The sequence below is a fragment of the uncultured Shewanella sp. genome, from assembly GCF_947501665.1.
Taxonomy (GTDB): domain Bacteria; phylum Pseudomonadota; class Gammaproteobacteria; order Enterobacterales; family Shewanellaceae; genus Shewanella.
Window position 1 is genome coordinate 11,946 of sequence record NZ_CANMWS010000019.1, and the last position, 19,623, is coordinate 31,568.

At 40.9% G+C, this 19,623-nt stretch carries 16 protein-coding genes; 10 read left to right on the forward strand and 6 right to left on the reverse strand.

Features of this window, described 5'->3' with window-relative positions; all coding sequences use genetic code 11:
* Nucleotides 1–66: 66 nt before the first annotated feature.
* Nucleotides 67–2,703, reverse strand: a complete 2,637-nt coding sequence (ppc, locus tag Q0976_RS15235) for a phosphoenolpyruvate carboxylase (RefSeq protein WP_299494727.1) — start codon at nucleotides 2,701–2,703, stop codon at nucleotides 67–69.
* Nucleotides 2,704–3,206: 503 nt separating this feature from the next.
* Entirely contained in the window at nucleotides 3,207–4,358 is a 1,152-nt protein-coding gene (gene argE / locus Q0976_RS15240; RefSeq protein WP_299494729.1) for an acetylornithine deacetylase, read from the reverse strand.
* Between the two features lie 270 nt (nucleotides 4,359–4,628).
* Here argE and argC point away from each other — a divergent pair, with 270 nt between their 5' ends.
* The 9 genes from argC (at nucleotide 4,629) to Q0976_RS15285 (ending at nucleotide 14,759) form a co-directional block, all read left to right on the forward strand.
* Nucleotides 4,629–5,609: an N-acetyl-gamma-glutamyl-phosphate reductase gene (gene argC, locus Q0976_RS15245; protein ID WP_299494730.1), complete on the forward strand. Its 981-nt coding sequence runs from the start codon at nucleotides 4,629–4,631 to the stop codon at nucleotides 5,607–5,609.
* Nucleotides 5,610–5,680: 71 nt separating this feature from the next.
* Complete coding sequence (argB, locus tag Q0976_RS15250; RefSeq protein WP_299494822.1) at nucleotides 5,681–6,442, forward strand: acetylglutamate kinase; 762 nt, start codon at nucleotides 5,681–5,683, stop codon at nucleotides 6,440–6,442.
* A gap of 31 nt (nucleotides 6,443–6,473) precedes the next feature.
* Complete coding sequence (locus Q0976_RS15255; protein ID WP_299494731.1) at nucleotides 6,474–7,379, forward strand: ornithine carbamoyltransferase; 906 nt, start codon at nucleotides 6,474–6,476, stop codon at nucleotides 7,377–7,379.
* A 41-nt stretch (nucleotides 7,380–7,420) separates the two neighbouring features.
* Entirely contained in the window at nucleotides 7,421–8,644 is a 1,224-nt protein-coding gene (locus Q0976_RS15260) for an argininosuccinate synthase (RefSeq protein WP_299494732.1), read from the forward strand.
* A gap of 104 nt (nucleotides 8,645–8,748) precedes the next feature.
* A complete protein-coding gene (gene argH / locus Q0976_RS15265; RefSeq protein ID WP_299494733.1) occupies nucleotides 8,749–10,110 on the forward strand; it encodes an argininosuccinate lyase in 1,362 nt (453 codons plus the stop codon).
* 238 nt (nucleotides 10,111–10,348) lie between these two features.
* On the forward strand, nucleotides 10,349–11,452 hold the full coding sequence (locus Q0976_RS15270; RefSeq protein ID WP_299494734.1) for a YHYH protein: 1,104 nt from the start codon (nucleotides 10,349–10,351) through the stop codon (nucleotides 11,450–11,452).
* Between the two features lie 180 nt (nucleotides 11,453–11,632).
* Nucleotides 11,633–12,736, forward strand: coding sequence for an outer membrane protein transport protein (locus Q0976_RS15275; protein ID WP_299494735.1), 1,104 nt, complete (start codon nucleotides 11,633–11,635; stop codon nucleotides 12,734–12,736).
* 34 nt (nucleotides 12,737–12,770) lie between these two features.
* Nucleotides 12,771–13,226, forward strand: coding sequence for a DUF4345 domain-containing protein (locus Q0976_RS15280; protein WP_299494736.1), 456 nt, complete (start codon nucleotides 12,771–12,773; stop codon nucleotides 13,224–13,226).
* Between the two features lie 15 nt (nucleotides 13,227–13,241).
* A complete protein-coding gene (locus Q0976_RS15285) occupies nucleotides 13,242–14,759 on the forward strand; it encodes an arylsulfatase (protein WP_299494737.1) in 1,518 nt (505 codons plus the stop codon).
* A gap of 105 nt (nucleotides 14,760–14,864) precedes the next feature.
* On the opposite strand, the gene Q0976_RS15290 is transcribed toward Q0976_RS15285, so the two are convergent.
* From Q0976_RS15290 to Q0976_RS15300, 3 genes are all read right to left on the reverse strand, one after another.
* Complete coding sequence (locus Q0976_RS15290; RefSeq protein WP_299494738.1) at nucleotides 14,865–15,371, reverse strand: hypothetical protein; 507 nt, start codon at nucleotides 15,369–15,371, stop codon at nucleotides 14,865–14,867.
* Nucleotides 15,372–15,453: 82 nt separating this feature from the next.
* Entirely contained in the window at nucleotides 15,454–15,948 is a 495-nt protein-coding gene (locus Q0976_RS15295) for a hypothetical protein (RefSeq protein WP_299494739.1), read from the reverse strand.
* A 152-nt stretch (nucleotides 15,949–16,100) separates the two neighbouring features.
* Nucleotides 16,101–16,577, reverse strand: coding sequence for a VF530 family DNA-binding protein (locus Q0976_RS15300; RefSeq protein ID WP_299494740.1), 477 nt, complete (start codon nucleotides 16,575–16,577; stop codon nucleotides 16,101–16,103).
* A gap of 308 nt (nucleotides 16,578–16,885) precedes the next feature.
* Here Q0976_RS15300 and Q0976_RS15305 point away from each other — a divergent pair, with 308 nt between their 5' ends.
* Nucleotides 16,886–18,496, forward strand: a complete 1,611-nt coding sequence (locus Q0976_RS15305) for an ABC-F family ATPase (RefSeq protein WP_299494741.1) — start codon at nucleotides 16,886–16,888, stop codon at nucleotides 18,494–18,496.
* Nucleotides 18,497–18,541: 45 nt separating this feature from the next.
* Here the strand turns inward: Q0976_RS15305 and Q0976_RS15310 are convergent, their stop codons facing one another.
* Nucleotides 18,542–19,588, reverse strand: a complete 1,047-nt coding sequence (locus Q0976_RS15310) for an AraC family transcriptional regulator (RefSeq protein WP_299494742.1) — start codon at nucleotides 19,586–19,588, stop codon at nucleotides 18,542–18,544.
* Nucleotides 19,589–19,623 lie beyond the last annotated feature (35 nt).

Here is a 19,623-nt window from a genome sequence, read left to right on the forward strand (position 1 = left end):
AAGGCATTTTTACGCAGTTTATCATATCCCTTCCCTAACTTAATACGTTAGAGAAGGGATAGCAGATTAGCCTGTGTTTCGCATTCCTGCGGCCACCCCAGCTATGGTTAGCATGAGTGCTAGCTCTGCATTACTGGATGGTGCGTCTTGATTGCGAGTACGAGATAGCAGCTCTGCTTGTAAAAAGTTGAGTGGATCGATGTAAGGATCTCTTAACTCAATGGACTTTCTATTCCAAGGAGTGAGCGTCATTAAATCATCTGACTGAGTCATCGATAATATTGACTCGACACCTAAGGTTAGCCTTTCTCGTAATGTTTTTCCTAAATGGTGCAAATGTGATGGCACTAAATAGGTATCGTAATATTCGGCTAATTTGGGCTCAGCTTTGGCATACACCATTTCAAGCATTGAAATACGGGTTTTAAAGAAAGGCCAGTTTTGCACCATATCTTGTAATTGTGTCAGCTCACCTCGCTCTGTTGCAGCATGAATAGCTTCTCCTGCCCCAAGCCATGCAGGTAACATTAACCTGTTTTGTGACCAAGCAAAAATCCAAGGGATCGCCCTTAAGCTCTCAATTCCGCCGTCAACTTTGCGTTTTGCGGGGCGGCTACCTAAGGGAAGTTTACCTAATTCAACCTCTGGCGTCGCGGCACGGAAATAATCAACAAAGTCGGCTTCTTCACGAACGATGGCTCGATAAGCTAGAACAGAGTCTTTGGCTAATCGTTGCATGCTTTCACGCCATTGAGGCTTGGGCTCTGGAGGTGGTAATAAAGTGGCTTCCATGACGGCTGATGTGTATAAGGCTAAACTCTGTACGGCTAATTTGGGTAAGCCAAATTTAAAGCGGATCATTTCTCCTTGTTCGGTGACCCGCATACGGCCATCGACAGAGCCTGGCGGTTGGGATAAAATCGCATCGTGGGCTGGCGCGCCGCCTCGACCCACAGTACCACCACGCCCATGAAATAAGGTTAACTTTATATTGGCCTGCTGACAAATAGCAACCAATTGCTCTTGAGCATTGTATTGTGCCCATGCGGCAGCCATGACACCAGCATCCTTGGCAGAGTCAGAATAGCCTATCATGATTTCTTGATGGCCTTTGGTGTAGCCTCGATACCAATCGTTAGCAAACAGGGCGGTAATACAAGCTGCGGCATTATTTAAATCATCTAAGGTTTCAAATAAAGGCACGACACGCATTGGGTGCGGACAATCCATTTCTTTGAGTAATAATAATACCGTTAGTACATCTGATGGTTGGCTTGCCATTGAGATCACATAAGAGCCAAGGGCTTGCTGCGATTGCTGTGCGATAAGTTTACAGGTATCTAAGACTTCGGTCACTTCAGCTGAGGGTTGCCATTGGTGGGGAAGTAATGGACGTTTATTGGTCAATTCTCGCAATAAGAAAGCTTGTTTTTCATCTTCAGTCCAATGATTAAAGTCGCCCATGCCTAAGTAACGGGTGAGTTCAGCAATGACATCCGCATGGCGTTGAGCATCTTGTCTGATATCCAGTCTGAGCATGTGTACGCCAAAGCAGGCGATGCGACGTAAAATATCAAGGAGTAGCCCGTTTGCGATGAGCTTCATGCCACAGTCAGATAAGCTGTGGTAGAGCAACATTAATGGTTGTTTTAGATCGTCGTTATGCCATATAAGCTGGGTATCATTGAAGGTCATTGGCTGACCATTGAGTCTAGATTCTAGAAAGTGTTGTGTATTTTCTAACTGACTTAATAAGGTTTTCAGTACATGTCGGTAGGGCTCTTTGGCATTATGTGTGTTGGCATTTAGCGCATCATTAGCCTTAGGCATCGACAATTCATCGTATAAATTATTGAGATCTTTTAAATAGAGTTTTACTGCGCAAAGTCTGTTTCTGTCCAATACTTCTTGAGTCACGGTGGCGGTGACAAATGGATTACCATCTCTATCTCCCCCCATCCAACTGGAGAATCGAATTGGGGCAATATCGATAGGCAGTTGTTCGCCTGTGCGCTCTTCAACTAATGTATTGAGCTGCCTTAAAAAGTCTGGAATGGCTTGCCATAATGAGGTCTCAGCCGTGCATAATCCCCAACTGGCTTCATCGACTGGGGTCGGTCTGGTTTCTCTTATTTCATTGGTGTGCCAAATTTGGGAAATTAATTGGCGTAGACGCAAATGATATTGCTTTTTTTCTCGTTCGCTTACCTGTTGATTTTCTAAATTGCTTAAGGTGTCGACGATACCGGCGTACTTTTGAATAAGCGTGCGTCTTGATATTTCCGTTGGATGGGCTGTTAGGACTAAATCAATATCAAGATTCTTGAGGCAATCGAGCATAGATTGGTGGTCAATATCACTGTCGAGCATATGATTTAAGACTTGTTCAACGGGATCGGGGACACACACAAGTTGATCGCAATTATGGCTAATTGTATGGAATTGTTCGGCAATATTGGCCAAGTTTAAAAATTGATTAAAGGCTTTAGCAAAAGGAACCAATTCTTCGTCGGGAAGGGCGTTGAGTAAGGTGAGCATTTCTTCGCGTGCACCTTCTTTTCCTTGACGAGCGCTTTTTGCTAAATGACGAATTTGTTCAATTTTATCAAGAAAGTCGTCACCGAGATCCGTGCGTATTGTGTCACCTAAAATTTGCCCTAAAGTGCCTACATTTGACCTTAAGGATGCGTACATATCTACCATAAAAAAGACTCCAAGCACGTTAATATAAAGTTATTTCAATATAAGGGTCCATTGTTATTATTGTTGTTATTTTGTTGGCGAATAAAATTCGCGAACTCATCACCATACCGAGAATTGAGGGGCTGGGTCAATATGAGGATATTGACTCATTTTAAATATTGCTATTTTAGCCGCTATCTTTGTTGGGCTTTCTACTCATCGCAGGCTAAATTAGGTATGCCCTTCCGCCTTGATATCGATAAAAATATCGGCATTTAGCAAAAAGTGAACTAAATAAAACAAGATTTGTAGTTAATGTATTGATTTTAATTGTAATTTAAATAATCTGTGATACTCATTATTTCGAGTTCAGGTTAAATATAGTCTTTTTTGATGAGTCTGGAATGTTTGAATGTCGTTGATCTTGTCTTTATTCATTATCGGTGATGATTGAGAAACCACACCGATAATGTCAGATATTGCTTGAGTAAAATAAGTTATTTTACTCAATATGTTATGCAAAGCTATTTCATACACGCATGATAAATAAGGTCTTTTATTAAATCTTTTGTTCGGTTGATATAATCGAGATCTAAGAACTCATCAGGCTGGTGGGCTTGATCAATACTGCCTGGGCCCAGTACCAACGTTTGGCAACCAAGTTGTTTGATGTAAGGCGCTTCAGTTGCATAATTAACAACTTCCGCTTGGTTGTTTGACAATTTTGAAACAATTTGTGTCCATGGATCGTCAAGCTGACCTTCAAAAGATTCTGAAGCAGGGTAAAGTGGGGCGACTTCTATACTCCCAGGATATTGATTGCATACTGGGGTTAAATATTTTAGGACGAGCTGTTCAAGCTCTTCTATGGAGACACCCGGAACAGGGCGAAGATCGATATGCAAATCACAACAACCACAAATACGGTTTGCAGCATCACCGCCATGAACGTGACCAAAATTCATAGTGGGGTAGGGTACGCTAAATGCGGCTTGGTGATAATGCTCGCTGAGGAATTGTTTTAGTTTTAATAGCTGAGAAATAACTAAGTGCATAATTTCGATTGCATTTAGACCCTTGCTCGGATCGGAAGAGTGACCACTCCTTCCGGTTACTCGAATACCTTGTGTTAAGTGCCCTTTATGCATATAAACAGGCTTGAGGCTAGTAGGTTCGCCTATAATGGCATAGTCGGGGGCAATGGACTTGGCTTCAGCAAAGGCTTTTGCTCCATTCATTGTGGTTTCTTCATCAGCACTGGCGAGAATATAAATGGGGCGTTTTAATTCATTGAGTGGGATTTCTTTTATTGCTGCCAGTACGAGAGCGAAGAAGCCTTTCATATCACAGGTCCCTAATCCGTACCAACGATCATTTTTTTCCGTGAGCGTAAAAGGATCTTGGCTCCAACGTCCTTCATCAAAGGGGACAGTATCAGTATGGCCTGCGAGCAGTAACCCTCCTTTTCCTTGTCCTATTTGAGCGAGAAAGTTGTGTTTGTCACGGGAATTAGCTACGGCTTGGTTTTGGCATTGAAATCCAGCATCAGAAAACCAATTACTCAATAAATCAATGACTTTTTGATTACTCATATCTAATTCGGCTTCGAGAGCACTAATAGAAGGTGCAGCGATTAGCTGGCTAAAGCAGGTTTTAATGTCTGGTAAAGTTAGCATAGTTCATCTCTTTTAAAATACATATTCAAATATATTGCATAAATAACTAATTATGCTAGTCTAGCACTTAGCTAATATCAGTACCATATTCGGTGGCCTTACAAATGAGAGTAACCCTATTTCACTTAATGTACAGTCTAGAGCAGCAGCTTTACGATTTAGACCTTCAGCTACGACGATAATCCTTTCAGCTAGACTGTGTATTAAGGCGCGTGCTGAGTTTACATTCGCCTCATTTTTATTACGTGTTATTTTGAGAAATCATTTATTATGAAAAGCATAGCTATTATCGGTGCCAGTGGTTATACCGGAGCACAAATAACCGCACTTATCCATGAACAAGCGACCTTGTCAATCCAAGGTTTGTATGTGTCAGAAAATAGTTTAGATAAAGATAAACCGTTAGGTGAACTTTACCCTAATTATAGTCATATTACTCAAGCGCTATTACCGCTATCTGCGGATGTTAAAGATAATATTGTGACGCAGTGTGATGCTGTTGTGCTGGCAACGGATCATAAAGTGAGTTTGCATTTGGCTGCATGGTTTTATCAACATGGATTGGCAGTATTTGATTTAAGTGGTGCTTATCGTTTTAGTGACATTGCGCAATACCCTAAATGGTATGGTTTTGAACATGAATACCCTGAGGTGTTAGCTCAAGCAGTGTACGGCTTAGCAGAGTGGAATCAAGAGAAAATAGCGCAAACCAGAATGATTGCGGTGCCGGGGTGTTACCCAACGGCATCACTGACTGCTTTAAAACCATTAGCGTCGTTGATGACATCAACACTGCCTGTTATCAATGCGGTTAGCGGTGTGACGGGGGCCGGAAGAAAAGCACAACTTCATACGAGTTTTTGTGAAGTCAGCTTAACACCTTATGGTGTTTTGGGTCATCGTCATCAGCCAGAAATAGCGACTCATCTAGGACAAGAGGTCATTTTTACGCCTCATTTAGGGAATTTTAAACGGGGTATTTTGGCCACGATTACGGTTGAATTGAAACCGGAAACTCAAATTGAAGATATAGAAAAGGCCTATGGTGTGTATCAAGACTCGCCCTTAGTTACGGTTAAACAGAATCAATTTCCTAAAGTGGATGATGTCGTGCATACGCCTCATTGTCATTTGGGATGGAAATATGATGAAAAAAACCATTACCTTGTCGTATCCAGTGCCATTGATAATTTAATGAAAGGCGCGGCTAGTCAAGCCCTGCAATGCATAAAGATTCATTATAAGCTTTAACTTAATGAGCGGAAGAGAATAAGTCTATGTCAGTAACGAATATTGAAACTCAACTTGCAAAAAAGCCGCCTATGGTCCTTAAAGTGGGCGGTGCATTATTACAATGTGAAATGGGTATGGCCCGTTTAATGGACACGGCAGCTAAAATGATAGCCAATGGACAGCCTTTGATTATGGTGCATGGTGGCGGCTATTTAGTTGAAGAGCAACTGACTGCCAATGGCATGACCACCGAAAAGTTAGAGGGGTTGAGAGTGACCCCAGAAGAACAAATGCCTGTGATTGTTGGTGCACTTGCGGGTACGTCAAATAAACTTTTACAAGCTGCTGCCATTAAAGCGGGCGTGACGTGTGTGGGGATGAGTCTGAGTGATGCTAATTTAGTCCATGCGAATATCAAAGATGAGCGCTTAGGTTTGGTGGGGGAAGTGACGCCCAATGATGCGACCTATTTGGATTTTATTTTATCACAAGGCTGGATGCCCATTGTGAGTTCAATTGCGGCAAGTTCAAATGGCGATTTACTCAATGTGAATGCCGATCAAGCTGCCACGGTATTGGCGAAGTTAGTCTCGGGTGAGTTGGTATTGTTGTCTGATGTGTCGGGGGTGCTTGATGGAAAGGGGCAATTAATTGCCAGCTTAAATGCAATGCAAATTAGTGATCTGACTAAGCAAGGCGTCATTGAAAAAGGGATGAAAGTGAAAGTAGAAGCCGCGCTTGAAGTGGCTCAAGCAATGGGCAAAGCCGTGCAAATTGCGTCTTGGAGAGATGCAGAACAATTAGCCGTATTGAGTCAAGGTGGTTCGGTTGGTACGCAAATTCAACCATAACGTCTCCATTAATACCGTCAAGGGTAAGAGCATGAAACATTTATTATCGATTAAAGAATTAAGTCAGCAACAACTCTTGGATTTGCTGACGTTAGCGAAAAACATTAAAGCGAATCCAGCTCAATATAATAAGGCGCTTGAAGGAAAAAGCGTGGTGATGTTATTTGAAAAGCCATCACTGAGAACGCGTGTAAGTTTTGATATCGGGATTAATAAATTAGGGGGGCACTGCCTCTATCTTGATCAGCAAAATGGTGCATTAGGTAAGCGGGAGCCTGTTTCTGATTTTGCCGGCAATATTTCATGCTGGGCTGATGCCATTGTGGCCAGAACATTTTTACATTCGACCATTGAATGTTTAGCCGAACATGGCAGTGTGCCTGTGATTAATGCATTATCGGATCTTTATCATCCTTGTCAGGGATTGGCTGATTTTCTCACTCTTTCAGAAAAATTTGATGATATCAGTCAAGTGAGGTTGGCTTATGTTGGTGATGGAAACAATGTTACTCACTCTTTGATGTATGGCGCGGCTATTTTAGGGGCTCATTTGACCGTGCTGTGTCCACCAGGGCAATTTCCTGATGGGCAAGTGGTGTGTGAAGCACAAGCACTTGCAAAGGAACATGGCGGAACATTAACCATCACATCTAACCTTGATGATATCAACAATCACGATGCCATTTATACTGATACTTGGATTTCGATGGGTGATAACGTTGACTTGAGTGATATTGAGGCTAAATTTAAGCCCTATCAAGTCAATCAAGCCATGATGGAAAAAGCGGGGGCACAATATTTTATGCATTGTTTGCCTGCTTATCGTGGCGTCGAAGCCAGCGCAGACGTTGTGGATGGTGAAGGTTCATTGATTTTGCAGCAAGCTGAAAATCGCATGCACGCTCAAAATGCCGTATTAGTGACTTTACTGGCTTAAAGAATAACTAGTTGAATAATTAATAGAATTTAGGAAAGAACATGTCTACTGAAAAGCAATCTCCTAGCGTTAAAAAAGTCGTATTAGCGTATTCTGGTGGTTTGGATACTTCTGCCATCGTGCCTTGGTTAAAAGAAACTTATGATAATTGTGAGATTGTCGCGTTTTGTGCCGATGTGGGGCAAGGCGAAGAAGAGCTTGAAGGCTTAACAGAAAAAGCCTTAGCTTCTGGTGCGTCAGAATGTCATATCGTTGACTTAAAAGAAGAGCTGGTTGCAGATTATATTTATCCTACTATCGCGACAGGGGCGATTTATGAAGGCACTTATTTATTAGGAACCTCCATGGCCAGACCTATTATTGCCAAGGCGCAAGTGGAAGTGGCACGTAAAGTGGGCGCTGATGCTGTGTGTCATGGTTGTACGGGTAAAGGTAATGATCAGGTGCGTTTTGAAGGCTGCTTTGCTGCACTGGCGCCAGATCTAAAAGTGATTGCACCTTGGCGTGAGTGGTCAATGGTGAGCCGTGAAGACTTATTGGACTACCTCGCTGAGCGTAATATTGCCACGACGGCATCGGCCACTAAAATTTATAGCCGTGATGCGAATGCTTGGCACATTTCTCATGAAGGTGGTGAGCTGGAAGATCCATGGAATGAGCCGACTAAAGGCGTTTGGACCATGACGGTGGCCCCTGAAGATGCGCCTAATGAGCCTGAGTATGTGTCATTAAAGATAGAAAAAGGCCGTATTACAACGGTGAATGATCAAGCCCTTAGCCCCTACGCTGCATTGGTTAAATTAAATGAAATTGCGGGTGCACATGGTGTGGGTCGTATCGATATTACTGAAAACAGATTAGTGGGCATGAAATCACGTGGCTGTTATGAAACGCCTGGTGGTACAGTGATGTTTGCAGGATTAAGAGCCATTGAAGAATTAGTATTGGATAAAACCAGTCGTGAATGGCGTGAGCAAGTGGGCGCACAAATGGCGCACCTTGTTTATGATGGTCGCTGGTTTACGCCTTTATGTGAGTCTTTATTAGCCGCTTCTGAGTCGCTTGCACAATTAGTTAACGGTGAAGTGGTGATTAAACTGTATAAAGGCCAAGCTCAAGCTGTTAAAAAGCGCTCTCCTAATAGTCTTTATTCTGAAGAGTTTGCCACCTTTGGTGAAGATGATGTGTACGATCAAAAAGATGCAGAAGGCTTTATTCGTTTGTATTCTTTATCAAGTCGGATCAGAGCATTACAAACTAAATAAAGCGTAAGTATGCTTGTGTCTATTATGGCTCAAGCTTACTGATTTATTAAATAAATCACTGTATCAATGGCAGTGAGCGTAACAGATTAATAGAGGGCGTTGTCATGGCATTATGGGGTGGAAGGTTTAGTCAAGAAAGTAGTGCATTATTCAAACTGTTTAATGACTCACTACCCGTCGATTATCGATTAATTGAACAAGATATTGTCGGCTCGATTGCCTGGGCGCGTGCCATTCATCAGGTGGGGGTGATCACCTCGCAAGAATGTGAGCAGTTACAAGGTGCGCTAAATGAACTGCTTGAAGAAGTCGCTGATAAGCCTGAGTTGATTTTACAATCCGACGCTGAAGATATTCATAGCTTTGTTGAGCAAGCGTTAATTGAGAAGGTGGGTGATTTAGGTAAAAAGCTACACACTGGTCGTTCGCGTAATGATCAGGTGGCCACGGATCTCAAACTTTGGTGTAAAAAAGAAGGTCAGCAATTGCTGGTCTTGTTGGCTCAACTGCGCAGTGAATTAATTTCGCTTGCTAAGCGTGAATTAGATGCTGTGATGCCTGGATATACCCATTTACAACGCGCACAACCTGTGACCTTTGGCCATTGGTGCTTAGCTTATGTGGAAATGTTTGAACGGGATATTAGCCGTTTAGAAGATGCACTTAAACGTGCCGATACTTGTCCTTTAGGATCCGGCGCATTAGCGGGGACGGCTTATCCTATGGATAGAGTTAAGCTGGCAAAATCGCTTGGATTCGCATCACCAACGCTCAATAGTTTAGATACGGTTTCTGACAGGGATCACGTGGTTGAGATCTGTAGTGATGCCAGTATTAGTATGATGCACTTAAGCCGTATGGCGGAAGATTTGATTTTCTTTAATAGTGGTGAAGCAAACTTCATTGAATTAGACGATCAAGTGACTTCTGGCTCTTCTTTAATGCCACAAAAGAAAAACCCAGATGCACTTGAGCTTATTCGTGGTAAAACAGGCCGTGTTTATGGCAGTTTAATGGGCATTTTGACCACAATGAAAGCTCTGCCATTAGCTTATAATAAAGACATGCAAGAAGACAAAGAAGGCCTGTTTGATGTGATGGACTCTTGGTCTATTTGCCTTGAAATGGCGGCATTAGTGCTTAATGGTTTAACGGTTAATCGTGACAGAGCCCTTCAAGCTGCGCAGCAAGGTTATGCAAACTCGACTGAGCTGGCGGATTATCTGGTGGCTAAGGGAATGCCTTTTAGAGAGGCGCATCATGTGGTCGGTGAGGTGGTGGTGGCCGCAATTGCGAAACAGCAACCACTTGAAAACTTTCCATTAGCCGAGTTACAAGATTTTGCTGACATTATTGCTGATGATGTTTATGGCTGTTTAACGATAGCGTCTTGTTTAGCCAAACGTGAAGCCTTAGGTGGCACATCAATTGAACAAGTGACTCAAGCAATTGCCAGTAAAAAATAAAACCTGATTTTATTTTTTATTAAAAGGCGCAGCTTTTAAAAAAGCGGCGCCTTTTTTGTTTTTGTTCGTCATTATGGTTTGTTGATTTGAATATCGATATTTGATTTTTGAACTATATTTGATATTGGCTTTTAATAAAGCATGGAAGGGACATTTTTATAATGTTTCTTAAGTTGTTAATTTCATATGTATTTGTTCTATTTATTAAATACGTTGATGTTGGAATTATAAGGATATAATGATGTACAGTATTAAAGCTTCCTCGATAGCGATAGTGCTTGTTTTATCTTTTTTACCTATGCAAGTACTGAGTCAAATCACATTGGCTGTTCCTGATAATAATTTAACGCCTAATCCCCAAGGGGATATTACAGATTCAACTCTTATTAACCGTAATCCCGATTGTGCTGCTTATGTGGGCAATTATTGGGCAAGGATCCATGATGTTCAGCAGAATGAAATTTATGACAGTTATTTAACCATTACTGCGGATAATAATACGTGTACATTTACCAGCAATAATATTCCACATCATGATGTGGGAGCCAATACAACAACGGGAACGGATTTTTCCTCTCAGGTTGCCCCTAATGTGCTTGATTATGTGCTAACGGTGCCTCGACATCCTAATAGAGGAAATAGAGCAACTTATGTTCGTAAGCAAGGTGGGCGGATCACATTAAATGGGATCATGCTTAATGGAGTCGATTTAGATATGGACTCGGCTTTTTGTTATAATATTGAGTTTACTACTCCGCTTCAAATAGGCTTAGGCACACGGGATCAATGTGGATTATTTGCTGACTGGTACGCTATTCCGGCTGCGAATCCTGATTATGTGGTATTGGATGAATATACAGGCCATTCATTTGCCGGACGATATCATTATCACTCTGATAATCATGGACTGTCGAATGTAGAAGTGGATGATATTTTAGATCCAAATGTACAAAGTATTGATGCGAGTGGTTCTCCCGTTATTGGTTTTGCACCAGATGGCTTTCCTATATATGGGCATTACTTTTATGACGTGGAAGCTGGAGTCACCAGAAAAGCAAAATCAAGCTGGATAACTTATACCACAGAGCGAGAAGCCCTTTTTGGATCGAATGATCCTTTTCCACCTATTTCAACACATGTGAGAGGCATTTTTGTTGAAGATTGGTATTTTCAAGCAGGCTATGGTGATTTAGATGAATGCAATGGGATGACCGACGCTTACGGGAATTATGGTTATTATTACACTGAAGATTATCCTTATGGCCCTTTATGCAGTTTCGGAGCGCCAGATGCTTCTTTTAATATGCCCAATACCGCTTATGATGATGGAGGCGTTAATTAATTTTTCTAACGCTCACTTTTAAATTGGATAAATAAATATGCCGTTAAAATAAGTGTAATTGATTTTGATTTAGCTTCAGATTGTTTATTTCAAATTGACCGACGAGATGATTGGAGTTGCTAATTTGTCTATTAACAACTAAATAACATAGGGGGTAATAAAAATAACGTTAGGGAAGAAATGAATAAGTTTATAGCATGGGTTGGAATGTGCAGCTTAAGCGTTACGGCTGTTGTGCAGGCGGCAGGATTGGCACTTTCACAAATAGGGACGGCAGACAGTGTTGGTAGTGCAGGGGTTGAAGGTGTGACCAATAACCAAGATTCGGCCGCTGTGATCACTAATTCCGCAGGGATCACAGGTGTTAAGGGGTTGGTTTATCAAGTAGGCCTTGAATATCTTGATATTAATCAAAAATACGAAGAACAAAATTCTGGACTCAGTTTAAGTGCATCGTCAGAGATGTTGATTCCTCATTTATCAATGGCAAGTCAAATTGACGAGCGTTGGTATTATGGATTTGCTTTATATGCACCCGGTGGATTGGCTTTATCTTATTCTGATGGGCTGATTGGTGCTGGAGTGATCGATAGCTCTGAAATTACAGTGGTTAATTTGGATGGGGCTATTGCGTATAAAGTCAGTGAAGATTTCTCATTTGGGATCACAGGTATAGCACAGTATGCCAAAATGAAATTTACATTGTCTGCAGGGGATGAATCTTCAGATCATGATACTAATGTGAGTTTTGCTTTAGGTGCGCAATATCAAGTATTAGATAATGTACTAATGGGGCTTACCTATAATGCAAGTGTTCACCATGACTTATCAAAATTACCGGATAGCGTTCTTGAACATGATTTAGTGTGGCCAGCGATGACAGCTTTGGGTGTGGATTACCAAGTAAATCGAGCATTAACGCTTAATGCAAGTTTGAATTGGGAGCAATGGAGCGAATTTGGCGATAGTTTCGATAGAAATTATGACGACACCTTAGGGGGAGGCGTGTCGGCGAGTTATCAATTTACGGGTTGGCGGCTTTTTGGCGGGGTGCATTATGATCAAAGCCCCATTGATGGTGCGGAAAATCGAACCATTGATATGCCCCTTGATGAAACCTTAAGAATTGGTCTCGGAGCTGAATGGAAATTAGAAAGTGATAAATTAATCGGTGTGGCTTATCAATATATGGATTTAGGTCATGGTGATACTGATTGGTTAACGCAGCAATATCGTTTTTCAACCAATAATATTCATTATTTGACTGTTTCTTTTAAAGGCTAGATTTATTTAAAATAATTTAATTGGGAGCGAATCGATGTTCCAGGCGAAAGTGTTTTTAATTATCTCAGTGATTGGTTTATTTCCTATTGCATTATCTTATGGTGTTGCACCACAAACCAGTATTCCTTGGTTATATGGTTTTCCTGTGGATACTATCAATAGTATTCATATTTTTCGTGCTGTTATGGGTTTGTATTTAGCCTTAATTATTTTCTGGATCTTAGGCGCTTCCAATAAAGGCTTAACGTCACCTGCATTATATAGTCTTATTGTGTTTATGTGGGGGTTAGCTGTAGGAAGAGCATTGAGCTTGATTCTAGATGGTATGGCACATTGGCTATTAATCACGTATATGGGCTTAGAAGTCTTATTTGCTTTAGTGGGTATGATGGTGTTGAAAAAGTTTAAACAAGAACAGGCCGAAAAGGCCAAAAAACCGATGGATGACAATGATGAGCGCAATGATGACCGTAATGATATAACGATCTAAAAGGAAGCGATTCAAATGAGAGTAATCACTTGTTTATTTATGGCTCTGTTACTACAGAGCTTATTTGTCTCTGTGGCTTTTTCTAGTACTGATAAACCTAATATTTTGGTTATTTTTACTGATGATGTCGGGGTTTCCAATATCAGTAGCTATAACAATGGGCTAATGGGAGTCAGTACGCCAAATATTGACAGTATTGCAAAAAAAGGCATGTTGTTTACGGATTATTATGCCGAGCCTAGTTGTACAGCAGGACGCTCAGCTTTTTTAACGGGGCAATATCCTGTGAGAACGGGATTACATTCTGTGGGGTTACCAGGGGATCCTGTTGGGCTGACGCCCAATACACCGACACTTGCAGAGTTATTAAAAACACAAGGTTATGTGACTGGGCAATTTGGTAAAAATCACTTAGGCGATCGTGATGAATTTTTACCAACGATGCATGGGTTTGATGAGTACTGGGGCTGGCTTTATCATTTGAATGCCATGGAGTATACCGAAGATCCTGATTGGCCAAAGGGTGAAGCCATTAAAAAGTTTGCACCGAGAAACTTAGTGCATTCTTGGTCTACGGGTAAGGGAAAGCAAAAGATCACCGATGACGGTCCGCTCACGACAGAAAGGATGAAAACCTTAGATGATGAAGTGAATAAACACACGCTGAATTTTATTGAAAAAGCGGTTAAAGAAAATAATCCCTTTTTTACTTGGTATTGTCCTTCAAGAGGCCATGTATGGACTCATTTATCGCCAAAATATGAAGCCATGTTAGGTAAAAATGGTTGGGGGTTGCAAGAAGTCGTGATGAAAGAGTTGGATGACCATATTGGAGAAGTACTGAAAAAGCTTGACGATTTAGGTGTCTCGGACAATACCATAGTGGTATTTACCGCCGATAATGGGCCAGAAATAATGACTTGGCCCGATGGTGGCATGACACCCTTTAAAGGAGAAAAAGGCACGACTTGGGAAGGCGGGGTGAGGGCACCTATGCTGATTCAGTGGCCTAAAGCTATTCCAGCGGGAAAGGTGAATAATAATATATTTAGTGGTATGGACTTTTTACCTACCTTGATGGCTGCAGCGGGTGGCCCTGAGGATTTAGCGAAAAAAATGCTAACGGGTTATAAGGGCTTTAAAGCGCATTTAGACGGCTATAATCAAATGGGAACGTTAACAGATAAGGGGGAAGCTAAGCGTTCTGAAATAATTTATTATGAACGAGATCAGTTACAAGCGGTTCGTTATAACGATTGGAAAGCACATTTTGTTATTCAACCTCACGGTTGGGGGGGAGCGAAAGAAGTATTAAATGCCCCTTTATTATTTAACTTACGGCGGGATCCTTTTGAGCGAGCAGCGGATGAGTCTGGTATGTATATTAATTGGATGGGCAAGAAAATGTGGGCATTTGGTCCTGCTCAAGCTGTCGTCAGAGAGCACTTATCCACGTTTAAAGATTGGCCTGCCGTTTCTTCTGCAGCGAGTTCAGCAGACGATCCCAGTGGTGCGGATGGGATCGGTCGATAATAATTAGCAAAATAAATGGCTTACGTTTTTTGTAAGCCACTGACTTATTCATATTATCACTCGCAATAGTGTCGATGCTATGGCGGGGATATTGCAGATACCTATCTATTGCTTTCTGACTAATTCAAAGCGCATAGCCACTTCTTTTGGGCCTATCACATTGTAACCAATCCCACTCATTTTATTAGGGGTATCCAATTGAAAGTCAAAAATAAGTTGGGCATGGGTTTCCGAAGTTTCAGACAGAATAATATGCTTGTTGTTAATCCCCCCTAATAAAATATCTGTACCGTCCATTAACTTTTGTTTTTTTGCATCATAAGAAGTCCATCTACTTTTACCGGTAATAATGCCATCTGAACGTTGGATTAACTCCCATTCTACTGTCATGTATCGCTCATGAAAGGGTAATTTTTCGCGGATATTAGGTGCTGCAAAGGGTTGGTTTTCACTTCTATCAACGAGATAACTGAATTTTTTGTTTGTGTACCACGTACCTGTAATATTGGTTGTATCGGTATTTCTTTGTGTGGCTTGAGCGAGTGGTGGAATGAGTAATGTGAGTAGAATGACAAAAATAAAAGGGAATTTAAGTAAATTACTTTCTTTCATGTGCTGTCCATGACGTGTTAAAAAGTATTTTAATTATAGACGGTTGAAATTAAATCACATCATATTGAAATTGTTATTGGACCTATGGATTATTTTTATGGGGAGTGTCTCTAATGAGTGTAAAAGGAAAAGCGATCATTTTGGGACCCGTAAAATTGTATGCGATGCCTATTAATTGATTTTCTTGTAAGTTCATATCAAAAGTGACATGAGCACTGTTGTCAGCAAACTCTGTGAGTATGATATGTCCTTGTTGATAAGCTCCTATGAAAGATTCGCTTCCCTCTATGACTTTTTGATTGTTTTCATCATAACTTATCCACTGGTTTGTTCCAGTGATCAGACCGTCTTTATCTTGTTTGAGTTGCCATTTTAAAGTGAGCAATCGCTTTAATAGCTTATGTTTGTCATGTGTTACTGGTGCGCCAAAGGGATGCTCTTTAGTATGTTCAACTAAGTATGGAATAGCCGTTTTAGTTACCCAAATACCAGTGATATTATTGTCTATAGCTTGGCTTAATGGTGTGTATAAATAGACACAAAATGAGAAAACAAGAGCCAATATTTTAGATAACATATTAAAGCCTAGACGGTTAATCGTGAACGGGCCTATTTAGCTTAGTCAGTATTCCACAGATTTAAAAATAAAAAAAAGAATAATCAGTACGCAGAGTGATATTGTCGATTTACGTGTTGATTATTCTAGTTTAACGATAGGCAAAGGCGAACTTATTTACCCCAAGGGTTGCTTGAGTCCTGCGATGGTTTCGCTCGCTTCTCTCGAGTATTCACTGATGGTTTTTGCCCTCTATTGTTTCGCCCAGCGCTTTTTTGTTTGCTCATTGCTTTATAATCAGCTTCAGCCTTAGCACGCATTTCTGCGACTAGCTCTAAGGTTAGCGCTTGAGGTTTACGAGGCATGATACCGTTGGCAAAGCCACGTTCACGAGGTTTGAGTTTAAATTGGCCAGCATTGGATTTTGGCATACGCTTGAAGCGGTACAGATAAAAATTTTCGACGCGCTCTCTAGCCCATTCTGTTTTTTTTAGAAATTTGATACATGCTGGGATGTTAGGATTAAGATTAAAGCATTCTAAACGCAGAGCGGCATATAAAATTTTCCAATCGTAAAAATCGACTAACTCGGTGATCATGGTTTCAAGTTTTAAGCCATGTAATGGATTATTTTGTTGTAGTTCGCTCATGAATGTTCCCAATACCGCAAATAAAAGTGTCAAAATTAAGCTAACTAACTGATAAAGTTATGCGCTTAGAAAATATATCTTAATAACATTTAAGTGCTATTTTCATATTATGTCGATATAGGTTGATATAATAACAATAAACAGTCTGTTTTGCTTCCTAAACCCGCTTAATCCTCGACATATTAGCGATAACTTCTGTATAATTCGCGGCCTCTTATTTAATACTTACGCACATCTTATTCTGAGTTGGCTCGATAATATGCCGTTTTCAGAAAATAGGCCTGTCAGTAAACAGCTGGAACATTCCTTTGATCTCTACCGCGAACATCACAATGCAATTTGGCCCAGAGCCATTATTTGAAAATATCTCAGCCAAATTTGGTCACGGAAACCGTTATGGTTTAATTGGCGCAAATGGTTGTGGTAAATCCACTTTCATGAAAATTTTGAGTGGTGAGTTGTCGCCGACGTCGGGTAATGTTTCTATCACGCCGGGTCACAAAGTGGGTACCTTAAGTCAAGATCAATTTGCCTTTGAGCAATACAGTGTCATTGATACTGTGATCATGGGTGACGCTAGATTGTGGGAAGTGAAACAAGAGCGGGATCGTATTTATGCCTTGCCAGAAATGAGCGAAGAAGATGGTATGAAAGTCGCCGAACTTGAAAGTGAATTTGCTGAAATGGATGGCTATAGCGCCGAGAGTCGAGCCGGTGAGATTTTATTAGAGGCCGGTATTGAAGAAGACTTGCATTTTGGTTTAATGCAGCAAGTGGCGCCGGGTTGGAAGTTGCGTGTGTTACTGGCGCAAGCCCTGTTTTCTAATCCTGACATTTTGTTGCTTGATGAGCCCACTAACAACTTGGATATACACACTATTAACTGGTTAGCGGGTGAGCTGAATAAACGTAAGTGCACTATGATCATTATTTCTCATGATAGACACTTCTTAAACACTGTGTGTACTCATATGGCCGATATTGATTATGGCGAACTGAGGATCTATCCAGGTAACTATGAATATTACATGGAAGCGGCGGCGTTAATTCAAGAGCAGTTGCTAGCGGGTAATGCTAAAAAGAGTGCTGAAATGGACGAATTACAAGATTTTGTGAATCGTTTTGGGGCCAACGCTTCTAAAGCTAAACAAGCCAGCTCACGTGCGAAGAAATTAGAAAAAATTAAACTGGATGATGTGAAAGCATCAAGTCGTATGACCCCATCATTAAGTTTTCAAGAGGGCAAGAAGATGCACCGCCAAGCCTTGATCCTTGAACAACTCGGCCATGGATTTGATGATGAAATATTATTTGAAGGTGGTGAGCTGATCCTTGAAGCGGGTGCTAAGCTGGCTGTCATTGGTGAAAGCGGCGTTGGAAAATCCACTCTATTACGTTGCTTAGTGAATGAACTTTCCCATAATCAAGGCGTGATTAAGTGGTCTGAAAATGCGGCTATTGGCTATTGCCCACAAGACAGTACTGTGGATTTTGACAATGATTTGAATTTATTTGATTGGATGTCGCAGTGGCGTACGCCAAAGCATAACGATCTCATGGTGAGAGGAATGTTAGGGCGATTATTGTTTACAGAAGATGATATTAATAAAAAAGCCAAAAACTGTTCGGGTGGTGAGAAAAATCGTCTTTTATTTGGTAAGTTAATGATGATGGATATCAATGTATTAGTGATGGATGAGCCCACTAACCATATGGATATGGAAGCGATTGAAGCACTCAATAATGCCCTTAAAGTGTTTGAAGGTACCCTTATTTTTGTGAGTCACGACCGTGAGTTTGTCAGTTCATTGGCCACGCGCATTATTGATGTAAAAGATAAAAAGCTGGTGAGCTTTCATGGCACCTTTGATGAATACCTAGCGAGTCAGGATGCGCAGCAAGATCAAAAAGTGGCTTAGCATTTTTTGCTGAAAACCTTTTTAATTAAGGCTGGTGAGTTTACCTTACTGGCCTTTTTTATTTCGCATTTTAGCCTGAGTTCTTTGTGCTTCAGGTGTTGTACCACTCCATATATGAAATGCCCTGAAAAAAGAACTGGTTTCTTCATATCCCAGTAATAGTGCAATTTGTGAAAATGGAATATTAGATTGAGTGATGTAATGGTGTGCGAGCTTTTCTCTTACCTGTAACAAGATTTTTTTATAATTTGTATTTTCATCTTTCAGACGTCGCTGTATTGTCCTTGGGCTGATATATATCCTCTCAGCCAATGCTTGAATGGTTGTTTGTCCACTGGGTAACATTTCTAAAAGTTGTTGATAAACATTATCTTTCATTGATTCTGTTGCATTGAAATTTGATAGGCGTTTTCGTAGTTCTGGTTCAAAAAATTCCCACATTCGAGCATTGCTGCTGATAAAGGGCTTATTCAGATCATTTTGATGAAAAGAGATGACAATATTAGATGAGTGATGACGCGAACAACCAAAAAATGTGCCGTAGTCCTCTGTCAGTAATTGTGTGGAGGGGGCTGAAACAGCATAAGGAGTAATATGCTCTCTTAACGCCATGCGGGCAAATTGAAGTAAGAAAACCATGTCAATGAGGAGCATTGCATCTGGCATGCTCGTTAAGCCTTGTTGATGACTAATATGCACATGACATAATGTTGTAGTCTCTTTTATTGTTAATTTCATCGGACATAGTAGGGGCTTAAATAAAATAATTCGTTGCAAAGCAATACGCAAATTCGGACTGCAGTAGGCGGCAAAAAAAGGAGGCTCAAAAAAATCGCTAGTCATATAATTTGCTGCAAGGAGTGGGAAGTGCTCACTTTTAAATACATCTTCTATGGCATACCAAAGACGTAAATAGCCATCAGTGTTTAAGTAGGCTTCTGTTTGAGAAAATAGATTTGATGGCAGCTTGGCATGCTTTAAAATTAAGGTGTGATCTTTTCCCAATAAGTTGAGTAATGTTTTCCAGGTTGGACTCACAATATAATGTCCTTGTCGAGAGAGGTAGCTGTATTGAGAGGACGTTTGGATCATGAGGGCCTTATTTTATCTCAATTTATTGTTTATTG

Excerpts from the sequence above, each read along its gene's own strand:
- Q0976_RS15275 (WP_299494735.1), top strand. The coding sequence starts at position 11,633 with ATGAATAAGTTTATAGCATGGGTTGGAATGTGCAGCTTAAGCGTTACG.
- Q0976_RS15255 (WP_299494731.1), top strand. The coding sequence starts at position 6,474 with ATGAAACATTTATTATCGATTAAAGAATTAAGTCAGCAACAACTCTTG.
- Q0976_RS15295 (WP_299494739.1), bottom strand. The coding sequence starts at position 15,948 with ATGTTATCTAAAATATTGGCTCTTGTTTTCTCATTTTGTGTCTATTTA.
- argB (WP_299494822.1), top strand. The coding sequence starts at position 5,681 with ATGGTCCTTAAAGTGGGCGGTGCATTATTACAATGTGAAATGGGTATG.
- Q0976_RS15300 (WP_299494740.1), bottom strand. The coding sequence starts at position 16,577 with ATGAGCGAACTACAACAAAATAATCCATTACATGGCTTAAAACTTGAA.
- ppc (WP_299494727.1), bottom strand. The coding sequence starts at position 2,703 with ATGGTAGATATGTACGCATCCTTAAGGTCAAATGTAGGCACTTTAGGG.
- Q0976_RS15310 (WP_299494742.1), bottom strand. The coding sequence starts at position 19,588 with ATGATCCAAACGTCCTCTCAATACAGCTACCTCTCTCGACAAGGACAT.
- Q0976_RS15280 (WP_299494736.1), top strand. The coding sequence starts at position 12,771 with ATGTTCCAGGCGAAAGTGTTTTTAATTATCTCAGTGATTGGTTTATTT.
- Q0976_RS15260 (WP_299494732.1), top strand. The coding sequence starts at position 7,421 with ATGTCTACTGAAAAGCAATCTCCTAGCGTTAAAAAAGTCGTATTAGCG.
- Q0976_RS15290 (WP_299494738.1), bottom strand. The coding sequence starts at position 15,371 with ATGAAAGAAAGTAATTTACTTAAATTCCCTTTTATTTTTGTCATTCTA.
- argH (WP_299494733.1), top strand. The coding sequence starts at position 8,749 with ATGGCATTATGGGGTGGAAGGTTTAGTCAAGAAAGTAGTGCATTATTC.
- argE (WP_299494729.1), bottom strand. The coding sequence starts at position 4,358 with ATGCTAACTTTACCAGACATTAAAACCTGCTTTAGCCAGCTAATCGCT.
- Q0976_RS15285 (WP_299494737.1), top strand. The coding sequence starts at position 13,242 with ATGAGAGTAATCACTTGTTTATTTATGGCTCTGTTACTACAGAGCTTA.
- argC (WP_299494730.1), top strand. The coding sequence starts at position 4,629 with ATGAAAAGCATAGCTATTATCGGTGCCAGTGGTTATACCGGAGCACAA.
- Q0976_RS15270 (WP_299494734.1), top strand. The coding sequence starts at position 10,349 with ATGATGTACAGTATTAAAGCTTCCTCGATAGCGATAGTGCTTGTTTTA.